21 protein-coding genes are annotated in these 21,276 nt (G+C 65.0%); 12 read left to right on the forward strand and 9 right to left on the reverse strand.

Annotated elements, in window-relative coordinates; genetic code table 11:
• Positions 1–114 precede the first annotated feature (114 nt).
• Complete coding sequence (locus BCO18175_RS11970; RefSeq protein ID WP_174980889.1) at positions 115–2,508, forward strand: patatin-like phospholipase family protein; 2,394 nt, start codon at positions 115–117, stop codon at positions 2,506–2,508.
• Between the two features lie 57 nt (positions 2,509–2,565).
• On the opposite strand, the gene BCO18175_RS11975 is transcribed toward BCO18175_RS11970, so the two are convergent.
• The 3 genes from BCO18175_RS11975 to BCO18175_RS11985 all read right to left on the reverse strand — a co-directional run bounded on the left by BCO18175_RS11975 (position 2,566) and on the right by BCO18175_RS11985 (position 5,436).
• Positions 2,566–3,189, reverse strand: a complete 624-nt coding sequence (locus BCO18175_RS11975; RefSeq protein WP_174980891.1) for an FMN-dependent NADH-azoreductase — start codon at positions 3,187–3,189, stop codon at positions 2,566–2,568.
• A gap of 341 nt (positions 3,190–3,530) precedes the next feature.
• Positions 3,531–4,661: an ATP-binding protein gene (locus BCO18175_RS11980; protein ID WP_174980893.1), complete on the reverse strand. Its 1,131-nt coding sequence runs from the start codon at positions 4,659–4,661 to the stop codon at positions 3,531–3,533.
• A 64-nt stretch (positions 4,662–4,725) separates the two neighbouring features.
• A complete protein-coding gene (locus BCO18175_RS11985; protein ID WP_069260487.1) occupies positions 4,726–5,436 on the reverse strand; it encodes a response regulator in 711 nt (236 codons plus the stop codon).
• A gap of 219 nt (positions 5,437–5,655) precedes the next feature.
• Between BCO18175_RS11985 and BCO18175_RS11990 the strand changes: the two genes are divergently transcribed.
• A complete protein-coding gene (locus tag BCO18175_RS11990) occupies positions 5,656–6,570 on the forward strand; it encodes a glutaminase (protein ID WP_174971876.1) in 915 nt (304 codons plus the stop codon).
• Positions 6,571–7,116: 546 nt separating this feature from the next.
• Entirely contained in the window at positions 7,117–7,557 is a 441-nt protein-coding gene (locus BCO18175_RS11995; RefSeq protein WP_174980895.1) for a hypothetical protein, read from the forward strand.
• Between the two features lie 233 nt (positions 7,558–7,790).
• Here the strand turns inward: BCO18175_RS11995 and BCO18175_RS12000 are convergent, their stop codons facing one another.
• Positions 7,791–9,074, reverse strand: a complete 1,284-nt coding sequence (locus BCO18175_RS12000; RefSeq protein WP_174980897.1) for a PIN domain-containing protein — start codon at positions 9,072–9,074, stop codon at positions 7,791–7,793.
• Positions 9,075–9,668: 594 nt separating this feature from the next.
• Here BCO18175_RS12000 and BCO18175_RS12005 point away from each other — a divergent pair.
• The gene (locus BCO18175_RS12005) at positions 9,669–10,184 is read left to right on the forward strand and encodes a hypothetical protein (RefSeq protein ID WP_254608047.1); all 516 of its coding nucleotides are present in this window, start codon (positions 9,669–9,671) and stop codon (positions 10,182–10,184) included.
• Between the two features lie 74 nt (positions 10,185–10,258).
• On the opposite strand, the gene BCO18175_RS12010 is transcribed toward BCO18175_RS12005, so the two are convergent.
• Positions 10,259–10,645, reverse strand: coding sequence for a VOC family protein (locus tag BCO18175_RS12010; RefSeq protein ID WP_174981424.1), 387 nt, complete (start codon positions 10,643–10,645; stop codon positions 10,259–10,261).
• A 334-nt stretch (positions 10,646–10,979) separates the two neighbouring features.
• Here BCO18175_RS12010 and BCO18175_RS12015 point away from each other — a divergent pair, with 334 nt between their 5' ends.
• Positions 10,980–11,615 carry an isochorismatase family cysteine hydrolase gene (locus tag BCO18175_RS12015; RefSeq protein ID WP_174980900.1) on the forward strand — a complete coding sequence of 212 codons (636 nt, stop codon included), beginning with the start codon at positions 10,980–10,982 and terminating at the stop codon, positions 11,613–11,615.
• 53 nt (positions 11,616–11,668) lie between these two features.
• Here BCO18175_RS12015 and BCO18175_RS12020 read toward each other — a convergent pair whose 3' ends face one another.
• Complete coding sequence (locus BCO18175_RS12020; RefSeq protein ID WP_254608048.1) at positions 11,669–12,508, reverse strand: TetR/AcrR family transcriptional regulator; 840 nt, start codon at positions 12,506–12,508, stop codon at positions 11,669–11,671.
• Here BCO18175_RS12020 and BCO18175_RS12025 point away from each other — a divergent pair.
• Complete coding sequence (locus tag BCO18175_RS12025; RefSeq protein ID WP_174980902.1) at positions 12,492–14,030, forward strand: FAD-dependent monooxygenase; 1,539 nt, start codon at positions 12,492–12,494, stop codon at positions 14,028–14,030. The two genes, BCO18175_RS12020 and BCO18175_RS12025, sit on opposite strands and share 17 nt — an antisense overlap.
• A gap of 43 nt (positions 14,031–14,073) precedes the next feature.
• Here BCO18175_RS12025 and BCO18175_RS12030 read toward each other — a convergent pair whose 3' ends face one another.
• From BCO18175_RS12030 to BCO18175_RS12040, 3 genes are all read right to left on the reverse strand, one after another.
• On the reverse strand, positions 14,074–14,805 hold the full coding sequence (locus BCO18175_RS12030) for a ribonuclease T2 (protein ID WP_174917575.1): 732 nt from the start codon (positions 14,803–14,805) through the stop codon (positions 14,074–14,076).
• A gap of 133 nt (positions 14,806–14,938) precedes the next feature.
• Positions 14,939–15,517 (reverse strand): hypothetical protein, encoded by a 579-nt coding sequence (locus BCO18175_RS12035; RefSeq protein WP_174980904.1) that lies wholly within the window; start codon positions 15,515–15,517, stop codon positions 14,939–14,941.
• Positions 15,518–15,615: 98 nt separating this feature from the next.
• Positions 15,616–17,019 carry an HdeD family acid-resistance protein gene (locus tag BCO18175_RS12040; protein ID WP_174980906.1) on the reverse strand — a complete coding sequence of 468 codons (1,404 nt, stop codon included), beginning with the start codon at positions 17,017–17,019 and terminating at the stop codon, positions 15,616–15,618.
• Positions 17,020–17,363: 344 nt separating this feature from the next.
• Between BCO18175_RS12040 and BCO18175_RS12045 the strand changes: the two genes are divergently transcribed.
• From BCO18175_RS12045 to BCO18175_RS12070, 6 genes are all read left to right on the forward strand, one after another.
• The gene (locus BCO18175_RS12045; protein WP_174980908.1) at positions 17,364–18,002 is read left to right on the forward strand and encodes a hypothetical protein; all 639 of its coding nucleotides are present in this window, start codon (positions 17,364–17,366) and stop codon (positions 18,000–18,002) included.
• 34 nt (positions 18,003–18,036) lie between these two features.
• Positions 18,037–18,603: a helix-turn-helix domain-containing protein gene (locus BCO18175_RS12050; protein WP_174980910.1), complete on the forward strand. Its 567-nt coding sequence runs from the start codon at positions 18,037–18,039 to the stop codon at positions 18,601–18,603.
• 117 nt (positions 18,604–18,720) lie between these two features.
• Positions 18,721–18,930, forward strand: a complete 210-nt coding sequence (locus BCO18175_RS12055; RefSeq protein ID WP_174917570.1) for a hypothetical protein — start codon at positions 18,721–18,723, stop codon at positions 18,928–18,930.
• Between the two features lie 111 nt (positions 18,931–19,041).
• A complete protein-coding gene (locus tag BCO18175_RS12060) occupies positions 19,042–19,623 on the forward strand; it encodes an HD domain-containing protein (RefSeq protein WP_174980912.1) in 582 nt (193 codons plus the stop codon).
• 21 nt (positions 19,624–19,644) lie between these two features.
• Positions 19,645–19,785, forward strand: coding sequence for a hypothetical protein (locus BCO18175_RS12065; protein WP_174980914.1), 141 nt, complete (start codon positions 19,645–19,647; stop codon positions 19,783–19,785).
• A 296-nt stretch (positions 19,786–20,081) separates the two neighbouring features.
• Positions 20,082–21,275, forward strand: a complete 1,194-nt coding sequence (locus BCO18175_RS12070; RefSeq protein WP_174980916.1) for an efflux RND transporter periplasmic adaptor subunit — start codon at positions 20,082–20,084, stop codon at positions 21,273–21,275.
• Position 21,276: the final 1 nt, after the last annotated feature.

Below are 21,276 nucleotides of genomic sequence, written 5' to 3' on the forward strand. Positions count from 1 at the left end.
ACACATCCGGCTACGCAACAGCCGCTCGCATTGCGCCTGTAAAACACGGTAATCTCTCGGTCTTGCCTGCTCCCGGCAGGCCTCAGACGCCCGATCACGCCAGGTATTTCCTCCATGACAGCGACCGTTTCCTTCCGCTGGGCGCGGGTGCGCCCGCTTTGCACGACGCTCGTCGCCTTCTGGTGCTGCACGGTCGCCGCGCAACCGCTGCCGGCCGCCGAATCCGCCGCCGCCCAGGCAACTGCCGCCAGCGCGCCGGCTGCCGCGCCCGCCGCATCCGCACACACCTGCGACGCCGACGGCGGCCCGGCCGGCCGCCCGTCGATCGGCCTCGTGCTGTCCGGCGGCGGCGCGCGCGGCTACGCGCACCTCGGGGTCCTGAAGGTGCTGGAGGACAACCGCATCCCGATCGACTGCATCGCCGGCACCAGCATGGGCGCCGTGGTCGGCGGCCTGTACGCGAGCGGCATGGCCGCCGGCGAGATGCAGAAGCGGCTGTCGGAGGTCAACCTCGCGGACATCGCATTCGACGTGACGGAGCGCGCGGACCTGCCGCAAACCAGCCGGGAAGATGAACGCCTGTACATCAACGGGCTGACGCTCGGCTTCGGCAAGAACGGCGTGAAGGCGCCGGTCGGCCTCGTGCAGGGCAACCGGCTGCAGGCGCTGCTCGCGAACTGGACGGCCGCCGTGCCGACCAACCAGCCGTTCGACCGCCTGCCGATCCCGTACCGCGCGGTCGCGACCGACCTGCAGACGGGCCAGATGGTGGTGCTCGACCACGGCTCGCTGCCGCTCGCGATCCGCGCGAGCATGGCGATGCCGGGCCTGTTCGCGCCGGCCGAGATCAACGGGCGCGCGCTCGTGGACGGCGGGCTCGTCAGCAACCTGCCCGTCGACACCGCGCGGCAGATGGGCGCGAACGTCGTGATCGCGGTCGACATCGGCTCGCAACTGCGCCCGCTCGACGCGCTCGCGTCGCCCGCCGACGTGATGCAGCAGATGGTCGGCATCCTGATCCGCCAGAACGTGACCGCGCAGCGCAAGCAGCTCGACGCGCAGGACGTGCTGCTCACCCCGAATCTCGGCGCGCTCGCGTTCACCGATTTCCAGAACGCGAAGCAGGCGATCGCCGCAGGCGCTGCCGCCGCGACCGCGGCGCTGCCAAAGCTGAAGCGCTTCGCGCTCACGCCGGAACAGTACGCGGCCTACCGGTCCGCGCACGCGCAGCCGCTGCCGCCGCCGATCCGGATCACGCGCATCGACATCAAGACCACCGGCGGCGTGCCGAAGCGGGTCGTCAGCAACGCGCTGCACGTGAAACCCGGCGACATCTACGATCCGGACACCGTCAGCCAGGACCTGCTCGGGCTCACGACGGGCGGCAACTTCGAGAGCGTCACGCAGCAGATCGTGAGCCACGGCGACGAAAACGTGCTCGAGATCGATGCGCGCGAGAAATACTGGGGGCCGAATTTCCTGCTGTTCGGGCTCGGCATGTCGAGCAGCTCGACCGACGAAGGCGGCTTCCGCCTGCACGTCGGCTACCGGCGGCCATGGCTCACCGAATCGGGGCTCGAATTCCGCGCGGACACGACGATCGGCAGCGACCTGCAATCCGCGCGCATCGAGTTCCGCCAGCCGCTGTCGATGGCCTACGGCGTCTATCTGTCGCCCTACGCGGAATACCAGCGCCGCTACGCGAACCTGTACGACGACAGCGGCAACGTGAAGATCACGCAGTACCTGATGCAGACCGCGCGCGCCGGGCTCGATCTCGGCCTGCCGATCGGGCGGCTCGGCGATTTCCGGATCGGTATCGGTTATGTGACCGGGCACGGCTCGCCGACCTACAACCTGCCGTTCGACGACGGCAGCGGCCAGCAGCTGCTGTGGCCCAGCTTCACGTCGCAGGCGCTGACCGCGCGCGCACGGCTCGTCATCGACCAGCTCGACGATCCGCTGTTCCCGCGCAAAGGCTATTTCACCGAGCTGCGTGTCGAACGCTCGCTGGTATCGCGCAACGGGGGCTCGGCGTCGGACTTCGACGACAGCATCAACACCGCGCCCTACACCGAGATCTACGGCAAGGCGATGGTCGCGCAGCAGTTCGGCCGGCACAGCATCAGCGCGACGATCGAAGGCGGCAAGAGCATCGGCGGCACCAACCTGATCAACGCGTTCAATTTCACGCTTGGCGGCTTCCAGCATCTGTCCGCGTATGCGGCCGACCAGTTGAACGGCAACGAGCTCGCGTATGCGCAGGTGACCTACATGAACCAGTTGATGTCGTTCAATGCATCGCCGATCAAGGCGCTGTCGGTGGGCGCAAGCGCGGAAGTCGGCAACGTCTGGTCGAGCGGCCAGCAGATCGGCGGCGGCGCGCTCAAGCAGAGCTACACGTTCTTCACGAGCCTGTCGACCGCGTTCGGGCCCGTGTACATCGGCGTGGCGCTCGCGCCCGGCGGCCGCCGCAACTTCTACCTGCAGCTCGGCCGCACATATTGAGCGTGCGCGGATGCCGCTTCGGCGGCATCCGCGACTCCGTCGCGCCGCCTCCCCGGATCAGAACTCCGCGGCCATCGCGACCGCCCGGGCGCGCGCCCGCTCGATGCTGTCGCTTGCCCGCGCACTCCACGTGTGTTCGACGGTCAGGCTTCTGACCTCGCTCACGCCAATGAACCTCAGCCAGAATTCGATGTAGTCGGCCTGGTGCCGGAACCCGGGATTGTCGGCGCCCGCGCCGGTTTCCCGGCTCTGTCCGCGAACATGGATGACCAGCGCGCGCGGAATCTCCAGCAGCGGCGCGTAGGCGTGGCCGTCGAACGTAAACAGCATGTTCCGCTGGCTGACGAGATCGATCAGTTGCTTGAGCTTGTACGGATAGCCGAAATTCCACATCGGCACGCCCACGACGATCCGGTCCGCTTCCTGAAAGCGCTTCACGAGCGACTGGATGCGCCGCCAGATCGACTGCTCGGCCTCGTCCATCGGCGCGTTTGCAACGCCCTTGTACTTCGCGCCGATCGCGTCGCTGCCAAAGTCCGGCAAGTCTTCCTCCCAGACATTCAGCGTATCGACGTCGACCGTTGCGCCCGTCTCCCGGTACGCATCGACAAACGCATTGGCGACCGCGACCGAAGCCGACCTGGCGCCACGGGGAGAAGACACGATGTTCAAAAGCCGCATGATGTGTGACCCGGACAGGAATGCATGAACAAGGGGGCGGCCATCGTGGCGGCCCCGGCTTCACTGCTGCGTCGCGGGCCGCCCGCCTCCGCTTTCAGGGATCGGCCCGCCATATAGTTGCAATTGCAATCGTAATGCAAAGCGCGCACGCGCGGCAAACGAATCGTCATGCGATTGCGGTTCGGGGAGGTTATCGATGCGGGAAAGGTACGGCGGGAAAGGCCGGCGACGCGCTCGAATCCGGCGCGCGCGGCTGTGTGCTGTCGTGTTGTCGTGTTGTCGTGTTGTCGTGTTGTCGTGCTGTTGTTGCGATCGAGGCTCGCGGCCCGTGCGGCGTATCGCTAGACCGGCCAGCTGATCTCGAAGCGCGCGCCGCCGAGCTGGACGGGATCGACGACCGCGATCCGGCCGTTGTGCGCGTGGAGCACCTGCCGCGTGATCGACAGGCCGAGGCCATAGCCGCCGGTGCGGCGGTCGAGGCGCACGAATGCGTCGAAGATCCGCTCGCGCTCGCTCTCCGGCACGCCGGGGCCGTCATCCTCGACGAAGATCCCGATGTTGCCGTGCACGAGCGAGATCCCGACGACGATCTGCGATTTCGCGTACTTGCTCGCGTTGCGCAACAGGTTGCGCATCGCATACGACATGAGCCGCCGGTCCATCTTCACGCGCAGGTCCGACGCGATCGCGATGTGCGACTCGATCGCGCGCTCCGGATACAGCAGCTGCGCATCGCTGACCTGATGTTCGAACCACGCGACGGGGGCCGTCATCTCGAGGTTCGACTGCAGCGAGCTGTATTCGAGCCGCGCATAAGTGAGGCTCATGTCGATCAGCTCTTCGAGCTCGGTCACGTCCTGCGCGATGCTCTCGAGCGCGCCCTGGTATTCGGCCGCGGAAGCCGGTTCGCGCAGCATTTCGAGCGCGAAACGCACGCGCGCGAGCGGCGTGCGCAACTCGTGCGAGATGCCGTTCGTGAGATCGCGCTGCGCGGCGATCAGCCGTTCCATGCGCATCGCGAGCGCATTCAGCGTCCGCGCGAGCGGGCCGATGATCACGCTGTGCGATTCACGGGCGCGCGTGTTGAAGCGCCCGCCCGTGAAGTCGATCGCGCGCTCGCGCACCATCACGAGATCCGACCACACGGGCCGCATCCACCGGTATGCCGCGAGCGCGGGCGCGGCGAACACGAATACGAGCACGATCCAGATGTCGCCGGGCAGCGAGTCGAACGCATGCCACACGACCTGCGGCGACAATTCGACGCACAGCGCGAGCGCCGGCACGAGCGCGGTCAGCAGCACGAGGCCGAGCAGATGCAGGTAGGTGCGCACGTAAAGGCGCGACCAGCTCGGAATGCGGTCGGCGCGCGTATCGGTCCACGCGCGGCGGAAATGCAGCCAGCGCCACTTGACGTAGCGCAGCGTCGGCAGCGGCGGTGCATCGGGGTGCGAACGGGTTCGTCGGATCATCTCGGCTCCCGGCCGGCGGATGGAATGCCCGCGCGGAACGTAACGGCGTCGCTCGAACGCCGCGTCATTCCCACGCGTGCTTGCTGAATTGATAACCCTTGCTGCGGATCGTCTTGATCCGCTGCGGGTTGCTCGCGTCGTCGCGCAGCTTGCGGCGCAGCTTCGAGATGCGCCCGTCGATCGTGCGGTCGAGGCCGTCGAATTCGACGCCGCGCAACTGCAGCATCAGGTCGTCGCGGCTGACGACTTCGCCCGCATGGCACACGAGCGCCCACAGCAGGTCGAATTCGGCCGACGTCAGGTCGGGTGTGCTGCCGTCGGGCAGCACCACGGAGCGGTCGGTGCGGTCGATCGAGAACTTGCCGAACGCGTAGCGCTCGGGCTGCGGCGCGGTGCTCTCGGCCACGCGCGCGGGCGCGCGGCGTAGCTGGGCCTTGATCCGCGCGAGCAGGATGCGCGGCTCGACCGGCTTGTGCACGTAGTCGTCCGCGCCGAACTCGAGGCCGAGCAGTTCGTCGAACGGCTCGTCGCGGGCCGTCACCATGATGATCACGCCGTCGTACTGCTTGCGCGCCTCGCGGCAGATTTCGAAGCCGTCCTTGCCCGGCAGGTTCACGTCGAGAATGACGAGATCGGGACGAATGGACAGGATCGCCGGCACCGCGGCGTCACCATGCAGCACAGTGTCGACTTCATAGTCGTTCTTGCGCAGGTAGCCGGCGATCAGCGTGGACAGGCGGGTGTCGTCTTCGACGAGCAGGATACGAAAAGACATGGGCAGCGGTCGGATCATCGGGGAGGCCATGGCGGCGCCGGCCGGTGCCGGACGCCGGCCATTGGCCGAAACGTACCGCATGATACTGCGCCCGCCGATTGCCTGTTTAGAGGTCTTGAAAATAAGGGCACGATATCGGCTGCGCTTGACGAATCGGCGCCGGGGCGGTTCCATACGGGCTCGCCGGAATCCGGGCCGCTCACCTACCCGCCTGACTTGATGAATTATCAGACGATCCTCGAACGCATCCACACCGAACTCGCCCCCTGGATTGGCCAGGGACGGGTTGCCGATTACATTCCCGAACTCGCGAAAGTGCCTGCCGACAAGTTCGGGATGGCCGTCGTGACGCTCGACGGAAACGTTTTCACGGTCGGCGATGCGTACGAGCGCTTCTCGATCCAGAGCATCTCGAAGCTGTTCGCGTGCACGCTCGCGTTCCAGCTGCTGGGCGACGAACTGTGGGAACGGGTCGGCCGCGAGCCGTCCGGCAACGCATTCAACTCGCTGGTCCAGCTCGAGAGCGAGCGCGGCAAGCCGCGCAATCCGTTCATCAACGCGGGCGCGCTGGTCGTCACCGACGTGCTGTGCCGCCGCTTCGTGAAGGCCGAGACGGCGCTCGTCGAATTCGTGCGGCGGCTGATCGGCACGAACGACATCGACTACGATTCGCGCGTCGCGCAGTCGGAGCTGCTGCATGCGGAGCGCAACCGCGCGATGGCGCACTTCATGGCCAGCTTTGGCAACATGCAGATGCCGCCCGACACGGTGATCGATGCGTATTGCCGCCAGTGCGCGATCACGATGAACTGCGTCGAACTCGCACGCGCCGCGCTGTTCCTCGCGAATGGCGGCGTCGCGCCGGTGACCGGAGAGCGGATTGTCGATTCGAGTTCCGCGAAACGGCTGTCGGCGCTGATGCTGACCTGCGGCACGTACGATGCGGCGGGGGATTTCGTGTACCGCGTCGGGCTGCCTGCGAAGAGCGGCGTTGGTGGCGGGATCGTCGCGGTGCTGCCGGGCGAGATGGCCGTGTGCGTGTGGGCGCCGGGGCTCGATGCGAACGGGAACTCGCTGGCGGGGACGCTGGCGCTGGAGTGGTTGACGACTTATTCGGGAAGGTCGATTTTTTGAGGGGGTGGAGTTAGGCGCGCCTCATCTGTCGCAACGGCGGCAGGTTCATATCGGCGCGCGCCGACGCACTCAATGGGGAATTCGGCCATCGGCAGCAATCGACCCATTGCCGTCATTTGACAGACCCGTGTGCCAACGACTTCTCCCAAAGTCCAAGCGCCGTTCGCTCACGCAAGGTCGATTGTCGATCGACCCCAACCCAGGTTCGTCTGCAGACGCTGCCCTTGGTTTTCATGTCGGATCGACGCTTACTCATCCGGCCGGCACAGGTGCCCCATAAGGAAACACTCAAGAAGTTTTCGTTCAACTGGGACAAATTTACTACCATTCGTGATGTCGCAATGGCATGCCCTATGGACCGAATACGGGCTAGTTGATGTCTCTCATGCGGATTCGGTGACTGGCACGTCATGGGTTAGCGCATCGGTTCCATAAGTTTCCATTTGGCGACAGCGAGAGTTAGCGCTTCTTCCCAGTGTTAACCGCCTTTCGCGATGAGTCTTGGCGGCGGCCCCTCAAACAGTCTTGTTTTGAAGGAGATTACGAATGATCTCTAGAACCTATCAAATAACGATTTTTGGTGCGTCCGGCGCCAAGTACACGGGCACTCTGTCTTACGAGGTTCCCAGCGCGAGCGCAGCGGCTGTGGCGCTGCCCGATCTCCCAAAATTGTCGGTCGAGCAGCTTGCGCATGCCGGCCCCCTGGAGATACCGGTGACCGAATTCGCCGCCGCAGGCCAGTTGAAGGCGAAGGATCTGACTGGGCAGAGTGAATACACGCTGAAGCAAGGGCGCTTTTTCGTCACCAAAGACCAGGTGCCGCTTGTGATGTTTCTGTCGGGCGAGACGACTGCGTCAGGTCTCGGCCTGCAGTTCAATCGACTCGACAGCGACAGCTACAATGTTGGCGGCTCCTTGAGCTGGTATCCGTCGGGTTTTAATAAGGAAGTTGTTCCCTTGTGCTTCGTCGGCATTCGCCAAACCTGACCTAAGCAACGAAAAGAGGCGGCAAAGAACCGCAACGGGTCGGCGGCCGGCTGGTGGATGCCGACCCGTTGCGGCCACTCAACCACCTCACCTTCAACGTTTTGCCAACGGCCGCTTCGGAGGCAGAGGGATTGTCAGCGTCCTAGCGCAGCTCGGTGACTAAGTGGCCGTTACCCGATATTTGCGTGCTTTTTGACAGCCTTGGGTAGAAACGTCACATCAATTGCTAACTTTCATTCCAAAGGCATGAATTTTCCTTCGGCATCCAAAAATCCGCAAACTACCGAAACCCAATTAGCAAACTGCGGCATCCACTCCTTCGTTTGCGCAGCGACAGCTTGCGCCATTGATTCGCCATCGGATACAAACACAACCATAAAGGTTGAAAATGATCTACCCATATGACGCATATTGGCGGCACGTCTATAAAGATCCGCCAATCGTCGACCAATATTTTCGGGGCGCCCCACCTTTACATCTACAAGAATATTGCCATTGCTGGAATTCACTTCAAAATCGCCGCCTTCTTGCACTACGGACACAGGCCCTTCACCGCGAGCAACTAGCCAATGATACACCGCCTTTTCTGCGTCGATAGCAAAACCCATTTTGAATTTCTGCGCAGGCATTTCCGGAGTTGCCGACGTCGAAGTTGCAGATTGCAAACGCTCCGCTTCTTTAACTTCCGACACAACATCTTCGTTGGCACCGAAGATCTCGAGCAGATCGTTAAGGTTGATCATGTGAAAAGACATGCCTTCAGTTTCGCGCCGAAATTCCTCCGAAAGCTCGGCTCTGACGTATAGATGCGTGTCTTCACTGCGGTACCACCAGTCTGTCTTTTCTTCACCAGAAACGAAAACGACATGCTTACGCAGTGTTTTCCCCAGATGTAGAATGGTTTTCCATATTGCAAAATCCCCGATCCCCTCATCCGGCTTCCCCTCATCTTTGAAACCGGGCGGTTGACGGCGCGCATATCTTTGCCTCAGTTCATTTGCCAATTGATCGCGAGAATCAGGAGCGTCGACTATGATTTCTGGTGCAAAACATTTCGAATATAAGACAGAAACGGGATCCTCAACATTCCAATTCTTGATTACTTGCTTCAAATCCGAAATTTTGGATCTATACTTTTTTATAGCGAGTTGAAGTTCCTGTTCGGCTTCGATGAGCGACTTGTACTCGCCGATACTCTCTAAAAGAGGATACTGCGTATCAGAGACATTTATATTGCTGCGTCGAGATACTTGCTGAAACAACTGCTTAATCTTTTCCGATCTGTTTCGGACGAACTCACGCGCCACCCGTGCGGGTATCACAAGTTGCTTACGTCCGACCAGTTTTCGGTAGACCTGTCCAAGCGACTCCAAACTGGACTTTCCAGTTAGATAGGGAATCAGCAGTACGTTTGTATCCAGCACTATCAAAGCGGAATCGCTGATAGACTGGAGCGGTTCTAGGTGCGACGAAAAAAGCTGAGTCGCATCAGGGAAAATATCTTCGAGATCGAACATTGTGTTGATCGATCGTTCGTCATTGTTCGCCCGGTTTGTCATGTGCAGGTTTTTTCTGTTGGAAGCGGACTAAGCCAGCGTTGTCTTTTTTCAATTGTAAAGCCTACCTGCGCTTAGTGCGTCATATGTATGGAGAGGTGAACACGTAATGAACGGCCGTTGAACAACGTAAGCTGTATAAGGGCTGTCGCGCGCAGGGCTGTTCTAAAGCAAAATTCACCGTCAGGTGTCGCAGGTCGGACGATTTTTGTCCGCAATCACACAACACAACAGCCACTGGAGTGTCGGCGGGGGCTATGTCAACGAGTGTCGGAAACTGGCCGAACCCGGTCATCGAAGGCCGCGCGGCACTCGCCCACTTGGTCGGCGCCCAGGTGACATAGTCGGTTTATATTGCCGGAGTGCCAGCATGCTGACGCCGGAATAGCTGACTACTTGTTCGGGGCGGTCGATTTTCTGACGCGCCGGCGCCACGCACGATTGCTCCGAAGCAACGACGGCCACCTGATATCAGCACGCACCGGTATGCTCAATGGCGGAGTTGCCCGGCGTCGCCCTCCCGTATGGCCCATCATCCTCATGGATAGCCTCACGATGCATCCGAATCTGCTCACGCTGACGCCCGGTGTCCACGCCGGCGTGCAGATCCGGCCGCGCTGGCCCGCGCGACATGTCCACGTGGATGCGAGCGTCATGGGCAAGCTGCAGACGATCCAGACCGAGTTGCCCGCCGGAATCACCCTGATCCTGACGCGAGGCTACGAGCCGCGAGCGTCCGGTCTCGGTTTTGCCCGCCGTCAGTTTCGCGCACTGGGAATCGGCGCGTTCGGCCTGCTCTATCCCGCCCGCCGCGACGAACTGGCCGATATTTTCGGCAGCAACGGACACGATGTCGATGGAACGCATATCGACGTTTCATTCAGCTCGAACGGTCGGCGCGTACGGATGTTGCCGCTGGGTGTATTCACGCCGCCTTTCTGGCAGCGCCGCCGCGTGCGGCGATGCGCTTCGGCCCTCGCGCAGATCCAGGCCGCGCTGAGACGGCACGGGTTTCAGATTCACCGCAATGCAACGGAAAGCCTGCAGATTCATTGTGATCTGGTGCAATAGCGGAGATTCGCACCATCAGGCCCGCAACGAACCCAACGAAACATACGCCGCTCGACGGCAAACGCCCCTCGCGTTCAATCGACTTGCGCGAAATTCAACTCGACGCCATTGCCTGCCGGATCGCGAAAGAAGAACTGGACATGGCCCGTGAGCGGAACATGCGCGCGCGTGTACGCCACGTTGGCTTCGGTCAAATGACGCGCCATTTCCTCGACGTCCGCGCAGGAAAACGCGACATGATCGAACGTATTCGCAACGTTTGACGGGCGCAACTCGCCCGGCCGCGCTTCCGACAGATGCAGCACGGCCTGCGTGCCCGCGTACAACCAATACCCGAAGCTCTTGAACGGCGGACGAAACCCTTCCTGCAAGCCGACGATGTCGACGTAGAAATCGCGCAGCGAATCGAGTGTCGGCCGATCCGCCCGCAGATTGTAGTGACTGAATCCGGTAACTGGCATGACGTGTAGCTCGTGTTGGCGCAACGTGACATGAAATGACATCGCGCGGGGCATGACCGCTTCGGGCGCGCTCCGCGCGAAAACGGCAAGCCGGTAGCGGCGAGCAGTCGCGGCCGACCGATCGACATCGGCGTCGCACTGCCCCGGCCGACCGTTGGTCGATAAAGCGCACGCCAGTATATTGCGGCCGCGCTGAAACGTGGCTCCGGTGTGGCGAGGGGTGCCGCGCGACGCGACAAACGCCCCTACGAAAATCGCATCGGCAGCCGCCCCGATTTTCCGGTACAAATCTGGGACGCTGAAAATCCCCGCGGGCAAATGGAGACTCTCGTTCATGACTCGGCAAAACACACCGGATATCGCAACGGCAACCCGCACGACTCCCGGCGACAGCCCATCCGCGCCGATTCCTGCCACCGTGCCGTCAAGCACCGCGCTGCTCGTCATGCATTACCAGACTGACATCCTCGGCCTCTTTCCGTCGGTCGCGCCCGAACTGCTCGCCAATACGCGCCGGCTCTGCGATGCGGCGCGGGCAAGCAGCATCGGCGTCTGGTTCGCGAACCTGCGGTTCAGCCCCGGCTATCCGGAAGTCAACCCGCGCAACAAGAACGGCCAGGGCATCAAGCAGCTCGGCCTGTTCATCGACGACGGCCCGTGCCCGGAACTCGGCCGGCAGGCCGACGAGCCGCTGATCGTCGCGCACCGCGCCAGCGTGTTCTTCGGCACCGATCTGCAGGCGCGGCTGGTCGAGCAAGGCGTCGATTCGCTGATCATGGTCGGCATCGCGTCGACGGGTGTGATGCTGTCGTCGATCGCCCACGCGAGTGATGCGGACTTCCGCCTGTACACGGTCAAGGACTGCTGCTACGACCCGGACCCGGTGGTCCACGAGCACCTGTTCTCCACCGCTTTCGAATCGCGCACGACGGTGCTGTCGCTCGCGGACGCGTTGCGGCTACTCGCGTAAGCGCGGGCGTGACGAGCTAACAGCTTCGCCCGAATCGGCCCACCGAATGACCGCTACCGGGCCGTCACGATCCCCTTAAGGATGAGGTCGATGCCGGCCACGAACTGCTCGCGCTCGTCGTGCGCGGCCAGCTGCGCCGCCACCTTGCGCACGAACGGATACGCCTCCGGATCGAGTTGCGTCCACCGGTCGGCGACGGTCGCAACGACCTCCGGCTGCCCCGGATCGCGCGAATGCAGGCGGGCGCCCGCCGCGTATTGGCCGGCCAGCCCGAAGATGTAGTGCATCAGCGCGGATGCCGCGTTGAACTGCGCGGGCTCAGGCACGCCCAGCCCCTGCAGGTGCCCGCCGACGCTTTCGAGAATCCGCAGCACCGCGTCCTGCCACGGCGCGCGGAACAACTGCGCGCCCACCCACGGATGCGCGCTGAACGCGTCGAACAAACGCAACGCGACGCGACGGATCGCCTCCGCCGCATCGCCGTCAGGCGCGCTCGACTCATCCGCCATCGCGCACGCGATCACCCGATCCGCAGCCGCCGCGAGCAGGTCGTGCTTGTCGGCGACATGCCAGTAGATCGCGCCGCTTCCGGTCGCCAGGTGCGCGGCAAGCGCGCGAAACGTCAGCGCGCCCTCGCCTTCGTTGTCGAGGATCTCGATCGCGGCGTCGACGATCCGCTCTTTCGACAGCGCGTCGGCGCGTCGCTCGGTTCGGTTTCGGGTTGTCATGCACGGTAGCTTGACACACCTGGAACAACGTTCCAATATCCCGCAATGGAACGACGTTCCATTAGATTCTCCTTCGCACCGCACGACACCCGTCAGGTGCGGCCTCCTCACCGCCGCCGGCCCGCCCTGGCCGGAAACCGAGCCCTCGATGACCCAGCCCGTCACCCATGATGTCCTGATTGCCGGCGCCGGCCCTGTCGGCCTGTTTCTCGCCTGCGAGTTGCGCCTTGCCGGCCTGTCGGTACTAGTGGTCGAGCAGGCCGGTGACCCGTGCTCCCCGCTGAAGCGGCTGCCGTTCGGCATGCGCGGCCTGTCGGCGCCCACCCTCGAAGCGTTCTACCGTCGCGGCCTGCTCGACGACATCGCGATGCCGTCCGGCGCGTACGACACCGCACACTGGATGCGTCAGGCGCGCCGTCCGGGCGGCCATTTCGCCGGCATCCCGTTCTTCCACGACCGCATCGATACGTCCCGATGGCCGTACCGCCTGCCCGGCCCGGCCGGCACCCACATGCCGACCGATCTCGAACGCGTCGAATCCGCATTGACCGCCCGCGCGAGCGCGAGCGGCGTCGAGATCCTGCGCGGCATCAGTGTGGAAGGCTTCGACCAGTCGGGCGAGAACGACGCGGTGACGCTGCACGCAGGCGGCAACACGTGGCGCGGACGCTGGCTCGTCGGCTGTGACGGCGGCCGCAGCACGGTCCGCAAGGCCGGCGGCTTCACGTTCGCCGGCACCGATCCCGAATTCACCGGCTACTCGATCGAAGCCGTGCTCGGCGATCCGGGCGCGCTGCCGCCGGGCCGTCACTACACCGCGACCGGCATGTACACGTACACGCCGCCCGGGACCCTCGCGATGGTCGAGTTCGACGGCGGCGCGTTCCACCGGCGCGGGCCGGTCACGCTCGACCATGCACAGGCGGTGTTGCGCCGCGTGTCCGGCACGGGCGTCACGCTGACGGCGCTGCGGCTCGCCACGACGTGGACGGACCGCGCGTGCCAGGCGACCACCTATCGCAATGGCCGCGTGCTGCTCGCGGGCGACGCCGCGCACATCCACTCGCCGCTCGGCGGCCAAGGCCTCAACCTCGGGCTCGGCGACGCGATGAATCTCGGCTGGAAGCTGGCCGCCACGATCCGCGGCGACGCGCCGGCCGGCCTGCTCGACAGCTATTACGAAGAGCGGCATCCGGTAGGCGCCCGCGTGCTCGACTGGTCGCGCGCGCAGGTCGCGCTGATGCGGCCGGCCCGGAGTTCGCGCGCGCTCGAGGCGATCGTCCGCGATCTCGTCGACACGTGCGACGGCGCGACCTATTTTGCCGAGCGCGTGTGGGGGGTGTCCGTTGCGTACGATCTCGGCGGCCATCCGCTCGTGGGGCGCAGCGTTCCGGACTTCGAACTCGTCGACGGAACGCGGCTCGGCGAACACGTCAGGCACGGCAAGGGCGTGCTGCTGGACTTCGATGTAGGAAGGCCGTTTCAGGCGCTCGCCGCCCGCTGGCGCGACCGGATCGCGTATCTCGCGAGCGATGTGAAAGACCGGCTGGGACTGCGCGCCGTGCTCGTGCGGCCCGATGGGGTCGTCGCGTGGGCCTGTGACGATGCGTCGAACGTCGACGAAGCCGCGCACGCGGCGATGCGCTGGTTCGGCCAGGGCTGCGGCGCGTCGCCTGTCTCGTCGTAACGGGCGACGGCGCGCACGATGTCGTGCGCGCCGCCGTTCCCCGTTACTTCGCGATATACACGCCCGACGTCGGGCACGTGCCCTGCGTATTGCCGTCCGTCACGAGCGACGCGGCGCTCGGGAACTGCGCGGTCGCATTGGTCTTCACCGCGATCCACGCTTCGGTGAAGTAGCTCACGCCATTCGTCTTCGTGCACTTCAGCGACACCGCGCTGCGCGTATTGCTGCCGAATGCGCCTTCGAACGCCGACAGCAGCTGGTTACGCGTGACCGTCTTGCCCGCGTTCGCCTGCAAGAACGTGTTGAACGACGTATTGCCGAGCCGGCTGATCATGCCGGACGCCTGGTTCCAGTACGCATCGGGTGTCGCCGAGTTCGAGCAGGTGCCGTGCTTGAACCACTCGTGCTTGTCGAGGCACGACGCGACGCCCGGCATGTACGTCGACAGCGTGTTGCGGGTTGCGCTGCTGATCGGGTACGCATCCATGCTGCACCACTGGTGTGCGTTGTCGAGGTCGATGTCGTTCTGCGGCACGCCGCAGTAGAACGGCTGGTTGCCGTCGTACTTGTTCGGCCACAGGCCATGCAGCGACAGGCTCGTCGCCGCATACGTGCCGGCGAGGTTCGTGCATTCGGGCGTGTCGTGCGACGCGCAGAAGCCGGGCTCCCACGACGCGGCGAGCAACAGGTAGTCGTAGCTGGTCTGCGCGGTGGCGTGCAGTGAAGCGGAAGCGACGGCGAGTGCGGCAGCGGCGCGGGCGAGCGTCTTGAGCATGGCGTTTCCTCGGAAAAGGCTTGCGGTCGCGGGATGCGCCGCAAGGTTGTCGAATGTCTGCCTGCGATTGTTGCCGACGCAACGTGGCACGAATGTGAAGGTGGCCGAATGATGTCCGGCGGCACGCTTTCGCTCACGACCCGACGCCGAGCTGCGTGCACGCGCGTGTGATCGATTCGGGGCCTTCGAGCGCGAGGATCTGCCACACGCCGATGCTGACGCGCTGGCGCGCCGCCGTCGACGCATCGACCAGCAACGCCTCGACGCGCGGCGCGGCGTCCGGCGCCTGCTGCTTCAGCGCCGCGTGATGCCGCGCACGCGACGCCGGTTCGGATTCGTAGACGTCGCACAGGCGCACCATGCCGGCGAGACCGGCGAGGTCGTCGTCCTTGTCGATCGCGCCCGGCTCGACGGGCGCGAGCCCCTTGCGCTCCGCCGCAGGCAGCTTGTTGCGCGCGCCTTCGTCGATCGTCGTGGCGGATGCCGGCGGCAGGCCACCGATCGCCGCGACGATCCGGCTGCCCGCGGCGATCATGTCGCCCTGACACTCGATCTTCTCGGCGGTCGCGACGTTCGAGCAGAACGACACCGACGTCCGGTACACGTCGTTGCTCATGCGCGGCACTTCGTCCGCGCTCGCTTGCGCGAAGCCGGCGCTCGTCAGTGCCAGCGCGGCGGGAATCAGGATGCGGAACGCTCTCGTCTTGTTCATTGTTGTATGTGTGTTTGTGGGTTCTGGTGGCGGGCAACATCGCCGGGCCGCGCGGTGGCGGCCGCTGTGACGCCGGGCCCTCGCCCGGCGGCACGCGATCACTTCATCGACGCAGCCTCCGATCCGCCGGGCGACAGCGCAGCGTTGTCCTGCTCGCGCCACGTGCGGCGCGATGCCATGATCGCCTTCACGGCCGAGCGCGCAACCTTCCACCATGCGAACGGCCGCGGGTCGGCAAGCATGCTGAGCGCACGGGCGTAGTCGAGCGTGAGCCCGGGCGTCCACGCCATCGTCACCGCGCGCTTGCGGATCTGCGCGGCGACCCACAGCTCGGGCGTGAGCAGCAGCCGCACGAACGCGCCCCACCCCGCACGCGCCCCCTTCAGCCGCCACACCGCGCCATCGAGCGCGGCTTCGAGTGCGTTCGACACGGTGCTCGAGCAGTTGCGGTACGTGAGGTTGTACGTCACGTTCTGCCGGTACGACGACCAGAAGGCGTCGAGCTTCGCCGGATCGTAATTGCGGATCCGCACGCGCACGGTCGACGGGCACCATGCCTTCGACTCGGTCACATAGTCGGGCTGGAACAGGCCCGGTACGTCGTTTTCGCGCGTCGCGCGCAGGATGCGCGTGAATTCGTCCGGAGAACGATCGATTTCGACGCCCGGATACAGGCTGATATAGATCCCTTCGGGCGACTCCAGCGCCGCGTGCCCGGTCGAGATCACGCCGTTCACATCCACCGCCGCGATATAGCGGTCGATCACCGGATAGCGCTGCGCTTCGGCCTTCGACGTGCCGGTCGGCGTCCACACGTGCACGGTGAGCGCATGCTCGCCGTCGGCGGGCGGGCCGTCCCATTCGGATTGGGCGAAATGCGGCAGGTCGCGCGCATCGTCGAGGTCAGGCGCGAGTGCCGGCGCCGGCGACGTCGCGAACGCCGGATTACGCGTCAGCCGCCGCACGCGCGCGGCGAGGCTCAGCATGTGCATCCCGCCGAATATCAGCAGCAGGCCGAGGCAGTACGGCACGGTGCCCACGTAGTGCGTCGGGTACGGCTGGTAGAAGAAGATCGCCAGCAGGATCTCGACGACGCCCCATGCAAAGGCGACGTTCCAGCGGCGATAGCGCACCATCCACGCGGCGGTGCACTGCAGCAGCCCGTCGACCAGGAACAGCGTGCCGAAGATCATCGACAGCAGGAAATGGCCGTGGTGATGCCCCGCGAACACGAGCCCCGCGGCGACCACGACCACGATCCCCTTCACGTAGCGCAGGATGCGCTGCCCGCCGACGCCGCTGCCGGCCACCGCGAGCGTCGCGAGCCCCTCGATCAGGAACAGCCACGCAAAGATCTGGATCGGAAAGTGCAGCGCGCCGTCGAGCGCGTCAACGAAGATCACGACGCCCGCCACGACCCACACCCAGCCCAGCACCGTCAGCCCGCGCCAGCGGGTGCGCAAGTATTCGATGCCCAGCAGCAGCAAGACCAGTCGTACCATCGCGCCCTCTCGTCATTTTTTTCGGGAAACGCGCTGGTCACGCGGTTCCTGTCGTTTCGACCGCGCGTCGTGCGACGCGCAAGCCGAAAGGCGGTAATTCGTACCGGCGCGTCATGCCTCGACATGACCGTTGGCGGCCGGTACGCCCCCGCACCGGCCAAATAATAAGATATGGCGGAGACGGTTGAAAGCGCGACGAAAACGTTGCCGGCACGGCACGGACGGGGCTGGCCGGCCGCTGCCGCGGCAGATTTCCCGTTCGACAACGCGCGGCGGATACGCGAGAATCCGGCTTCCGAGGGCGAAAGCCTCTGAACCGAACCGCAACAGACGGGACAACAACAATGAACGTATCGATCACGCGCCGGCGCCTGCTGGCCGCCGGCATGGCCGCGAGCAGCCTCGCACTGTCGGGTTGTTTCACGCCGAAGCTGTACAAGGAAGACGGATACAGCGAGCAAGTGTCCGGATTCATGATGACCGAGGACGGCAAGAAGCTCGTCGTCCTGGGCACGGACTACCATTACATCTTCGATCTGCCGGCGCAGTTGCGGCCGGTCCTGATGTCCGGCTACCGGAAATCGCTGCACACGACGTTCGCCGCCTTTCATGCGAGCGGCGGCAGCGTCACGGGCCACTACCGGATCGTGCTGCCGAAGGACGCGTCGGACGGCGATCGGCAGGCGGCCGCCGCCGACGGCTTTACCGCCGAGCAGGCCGGCCTCGTGCTCGAAGGCGACATCAGCGGCAAGCGCTATTCCACGGAAGGGTTCGCCGACAAGTACAAGACGAGCACGCAGCCGTTCAACCAACCGTACTCGGTCTACATCAGGCAATCGCCGTCCGTCGTCGGCATGGGTCTGCGGATTCTCGCCACGCCGATCACGGTTGCCGCCGACGGCGTGCTCGTGCTGGGTGGTGTCGTGCTCTTGCCGTTCGCGGCAATTGCGATCAAGGCGAACGGCGGTATCCGGATCATGTAAAGGCGTGCGGTACGAGCGCAACAGGAGCATCGCCATGACCGCCTCACCGCTTCATACGCCGCCGCTCGGCCCGCAACTCAAGCGCTGGCGCGCGCTGCATCGCGTCAAGCAAAACCATGCGGCCGAGCTGTTCGGCGTCGCGCAATCGACGATCTCGCGCTGGGAAGCCGGCCTCCAGCAGATGTCGCCCGACGAGCGCGCGACGGCCGAGCGGCTGCTGGCCGCGCGGCTCGATTCCGCCGGCGATCACGCGCTCGCGCGGCTCGTCGCGGGCAGTGCGGGTCGCATGCATCTCGTGTGCGACCTCACGCACCGCCTGCTCGCGTCTTCGCCCGCGCGCGCGGCGGAATTCTCGCAGCCGCTGTCAACGCTGCTCGGCACGTCGCTGTGGCGCTACGCGACGCCAGAAATCGTCCGCATGGAAACCGCGCTCGACACGCTCGGCTGGCATGACCATGCGGGGCCGCCGAGCGTCGAATTCGACACCGGCACGAATGCGTCGCGCGTCGTGCCGATCCGCGGCAGCAGGTGCCGGTGGACACGGATGACGCTGTCCGACGGGTCGGCCGCGCGGCTCGTGGAGACGCTCCAGGATGCGTAATCGCCCGATCGCAACGAAGAACCGCATGCAGCCAACGATGCTACGTACTTCGACGTATCCGGCACGACACGCAAAAGATGCCAACGTGAATGGCAGCACGGCCAGGGGAAACACCACATGTCGACGCTTGTCGTACGGGAACTCGTGATCGTCGCGTTCATGCTCTATACGGGCGCCGCCGTGCTGGTCGCGCTTCGCTCGGGTGTGGCCAACGCAGGCGGCAGGCGCGTGGCGCGCCGCAGTCGCCCCTACCTGTTCAGCCTGATCGTTCTTGTTCAGACCGGCTTCTTTGCGCTGTTCTGCTGGGCCGGACTTTCCGTGCAGTAGCCGCGCGACAAAGCGCGCCAGCTCCCCGCACGCCACGCATATTTCATGCGTGGACGAACCGCGCCCGGCCGCAATACGCTTGACGGCTCATCGCAACAACGCCGACCCGCCATGAACCCCGATACGATCCACGCGCGGCTCGCTTTCCTGCGCGACGCCGAACGCCTGAAGGATGTGCTGCGCAGCGGCCACACGTCGTCCGGGCGCGCGGAAAGCACGGCGGAGCACAGCTGGCGGCTGTGCCTGATGGCGCTCGTATTCGCGGACGCACTGCCCGGTATCGACACGCTGAAGCTGCTGAAGCTGTGCGTCGTCCACGATCTCGGCGAGGCATTGCACGGCGACATCCCCGCGATCGAACAGGCCGCACATCCCGACAAAAGCGCGCACGAACGCGACGACCTGCTGACGCTGACCGCGCCGCTCGATCCCGCGCAGCGCGACGAGATCGTCGCACTGTGGGACGAATACGAGGCAGCTGCCTCCCCGGAAGCGCGCGCGGCGAAGGCCCTCGACAAGCTCGAAACGATCCTGCAGCACAACCAGGGCAGCAATCCGCCCGATTTCGACTACGCGTTCAATCTCGGCTACGGCCGCCGCTATACCGACGCCACGCCGCTGTTCAGCGCGATCCGCGACATCGTCGACGCCGACACGCAACGCCGGATCGACGCGGGCGGACAGCACGCGTAAGCGCGCACGCTCTGCACGCTCGTGAACCTGCCGATCGGCAGCGGCTTCACGCTCACGCACCTCGACGAATGGGGGCCGACGCAGGCGCGGGTCGATGCGCTGCCCGCGCTCGACGAGGAACGCGACCGTCCGATGATGGCGCTCGTCGCCGTGCAGCGATAACGCACGTCACCGCAGGCCGCAACACGCGCACGGGCCTTCGCCCGCCGTTCTCACAGATCGAAACAATGACGCCGCACGGCCCCCGCTCGGGCGCGGCGTTCGCACAATTCAGCACAATTTCCACACGATTTGACGTGATTTCCTCGCTTACCATGAGCGGCTGATTCGACTCGGCACGGCCGCGCGATGCGTACGCGGATGCCGTCGCGGGCAACCTGCCCGACATGCGACGCCGGCCGGATCGTCCCGCCCGGCCGCACGCATCGCCGGCACTGCCTGATCCTCGCCGCACGCTCATGACTCAAAAGACCCATCGCCGCCGGCGCATCGTGCTGGCTACCCTTGCCATCGTCGCGATCGCCACAGGTGTCACGCTGAAGGCGTGTGCGCCCGACAAGCATCCGCAATACCTGTCCGCGCCCGTCTCGCGCGGCGATCTCGAGAACGCGGTGCTCGCAACCGGCGCGCTGCAGGCATTCCGGCAAGTCGATGTCGGCGCGCAGGTGTCGGGGCAGTTGAAGTCGCTGAAGGTCAAGCTCGGCGACAAGGTCACGAAGGGCCAGTGGCTCGCCGAGATCGATCCGGTGATCTCGGAAAACGCGCTGCGCCAGGCGCGTGCCAGCGAAGAAAGCCTGCGCGCGCAGCAGCAATCGACCGCCGCGCAACTCACGCAGGCGGAACTCGCATTCAAGCGCCAGCAGGCGATGCTGCCCGACGATGCGACCTCGCGCGAATCGTTCGAAGCCGCGCGCGCGACGCTCGACGTGCAGCGCGCGACCCTCGCGTCGCTCGCCGCGCAGATCCGCTCGGCACGCATCCAGATCGAGACCGCGCAGGCCAACCTCGGCTACACGCGCATCGTCGCGCCGATCGACGGCGAGGTCGTCGCGGTCGTCACGCAGGAAGGCCAGACCGTGATCGCGCAGCAGCAGGCGCCGGTGATCCTGAAGCTCGCCGATCTCGACACGATGACCGTGAAGGCGCAGGTGTCGGAAGCCGACGTGATCCGCGTGAGTGCCGGCCAGGCCGCGTATTTCACGATCCTCGGCGAACCGGACAAGCGCCACTACGGCAAGCTGCGTGCGATCGAGCCGGCACCGCAGAACTACGCCGAAGCGCAGAGCCCGCTCGGCGGTGGTGCGGGCGGCGGCTCGAAGCCGAACTCGGCCGTGTTCTACAACGCACTGTTCGAAGTACCGAATCCCGAGCATCGGCTGCGCATCTCGATGACCGCGCAAGTCAGCATCGTGCTCGGCAACGCACGCAACGCGCTGAGCATTCCGGCCGCCGCGCTCGGCGAAAAACGCAAGGACGGCACCTACGCGGTGCGCGTGCTGCGCGCCGACGGCAGCACGGAAACCCGCAACGTCCGCATCGGCATCAACAACAACGTGCGCGTCGAAGTGCTGGCCGGCCTGAAGGACGGCGAACGCGTCGTGATCGGCGAAGCGGCCGGTGACGACCACGCGCCGCTGGCGGACGTGGTGTGAC

The organism is Burkholderia lata (assembly GCF_902499335.1).
Lineage (GTDB): Bacteria > Pseudomonadota > Gammaproteobacteria > Burkholderiales > Burkholderiaceae > Burkholderia > Burkholderia lata_B.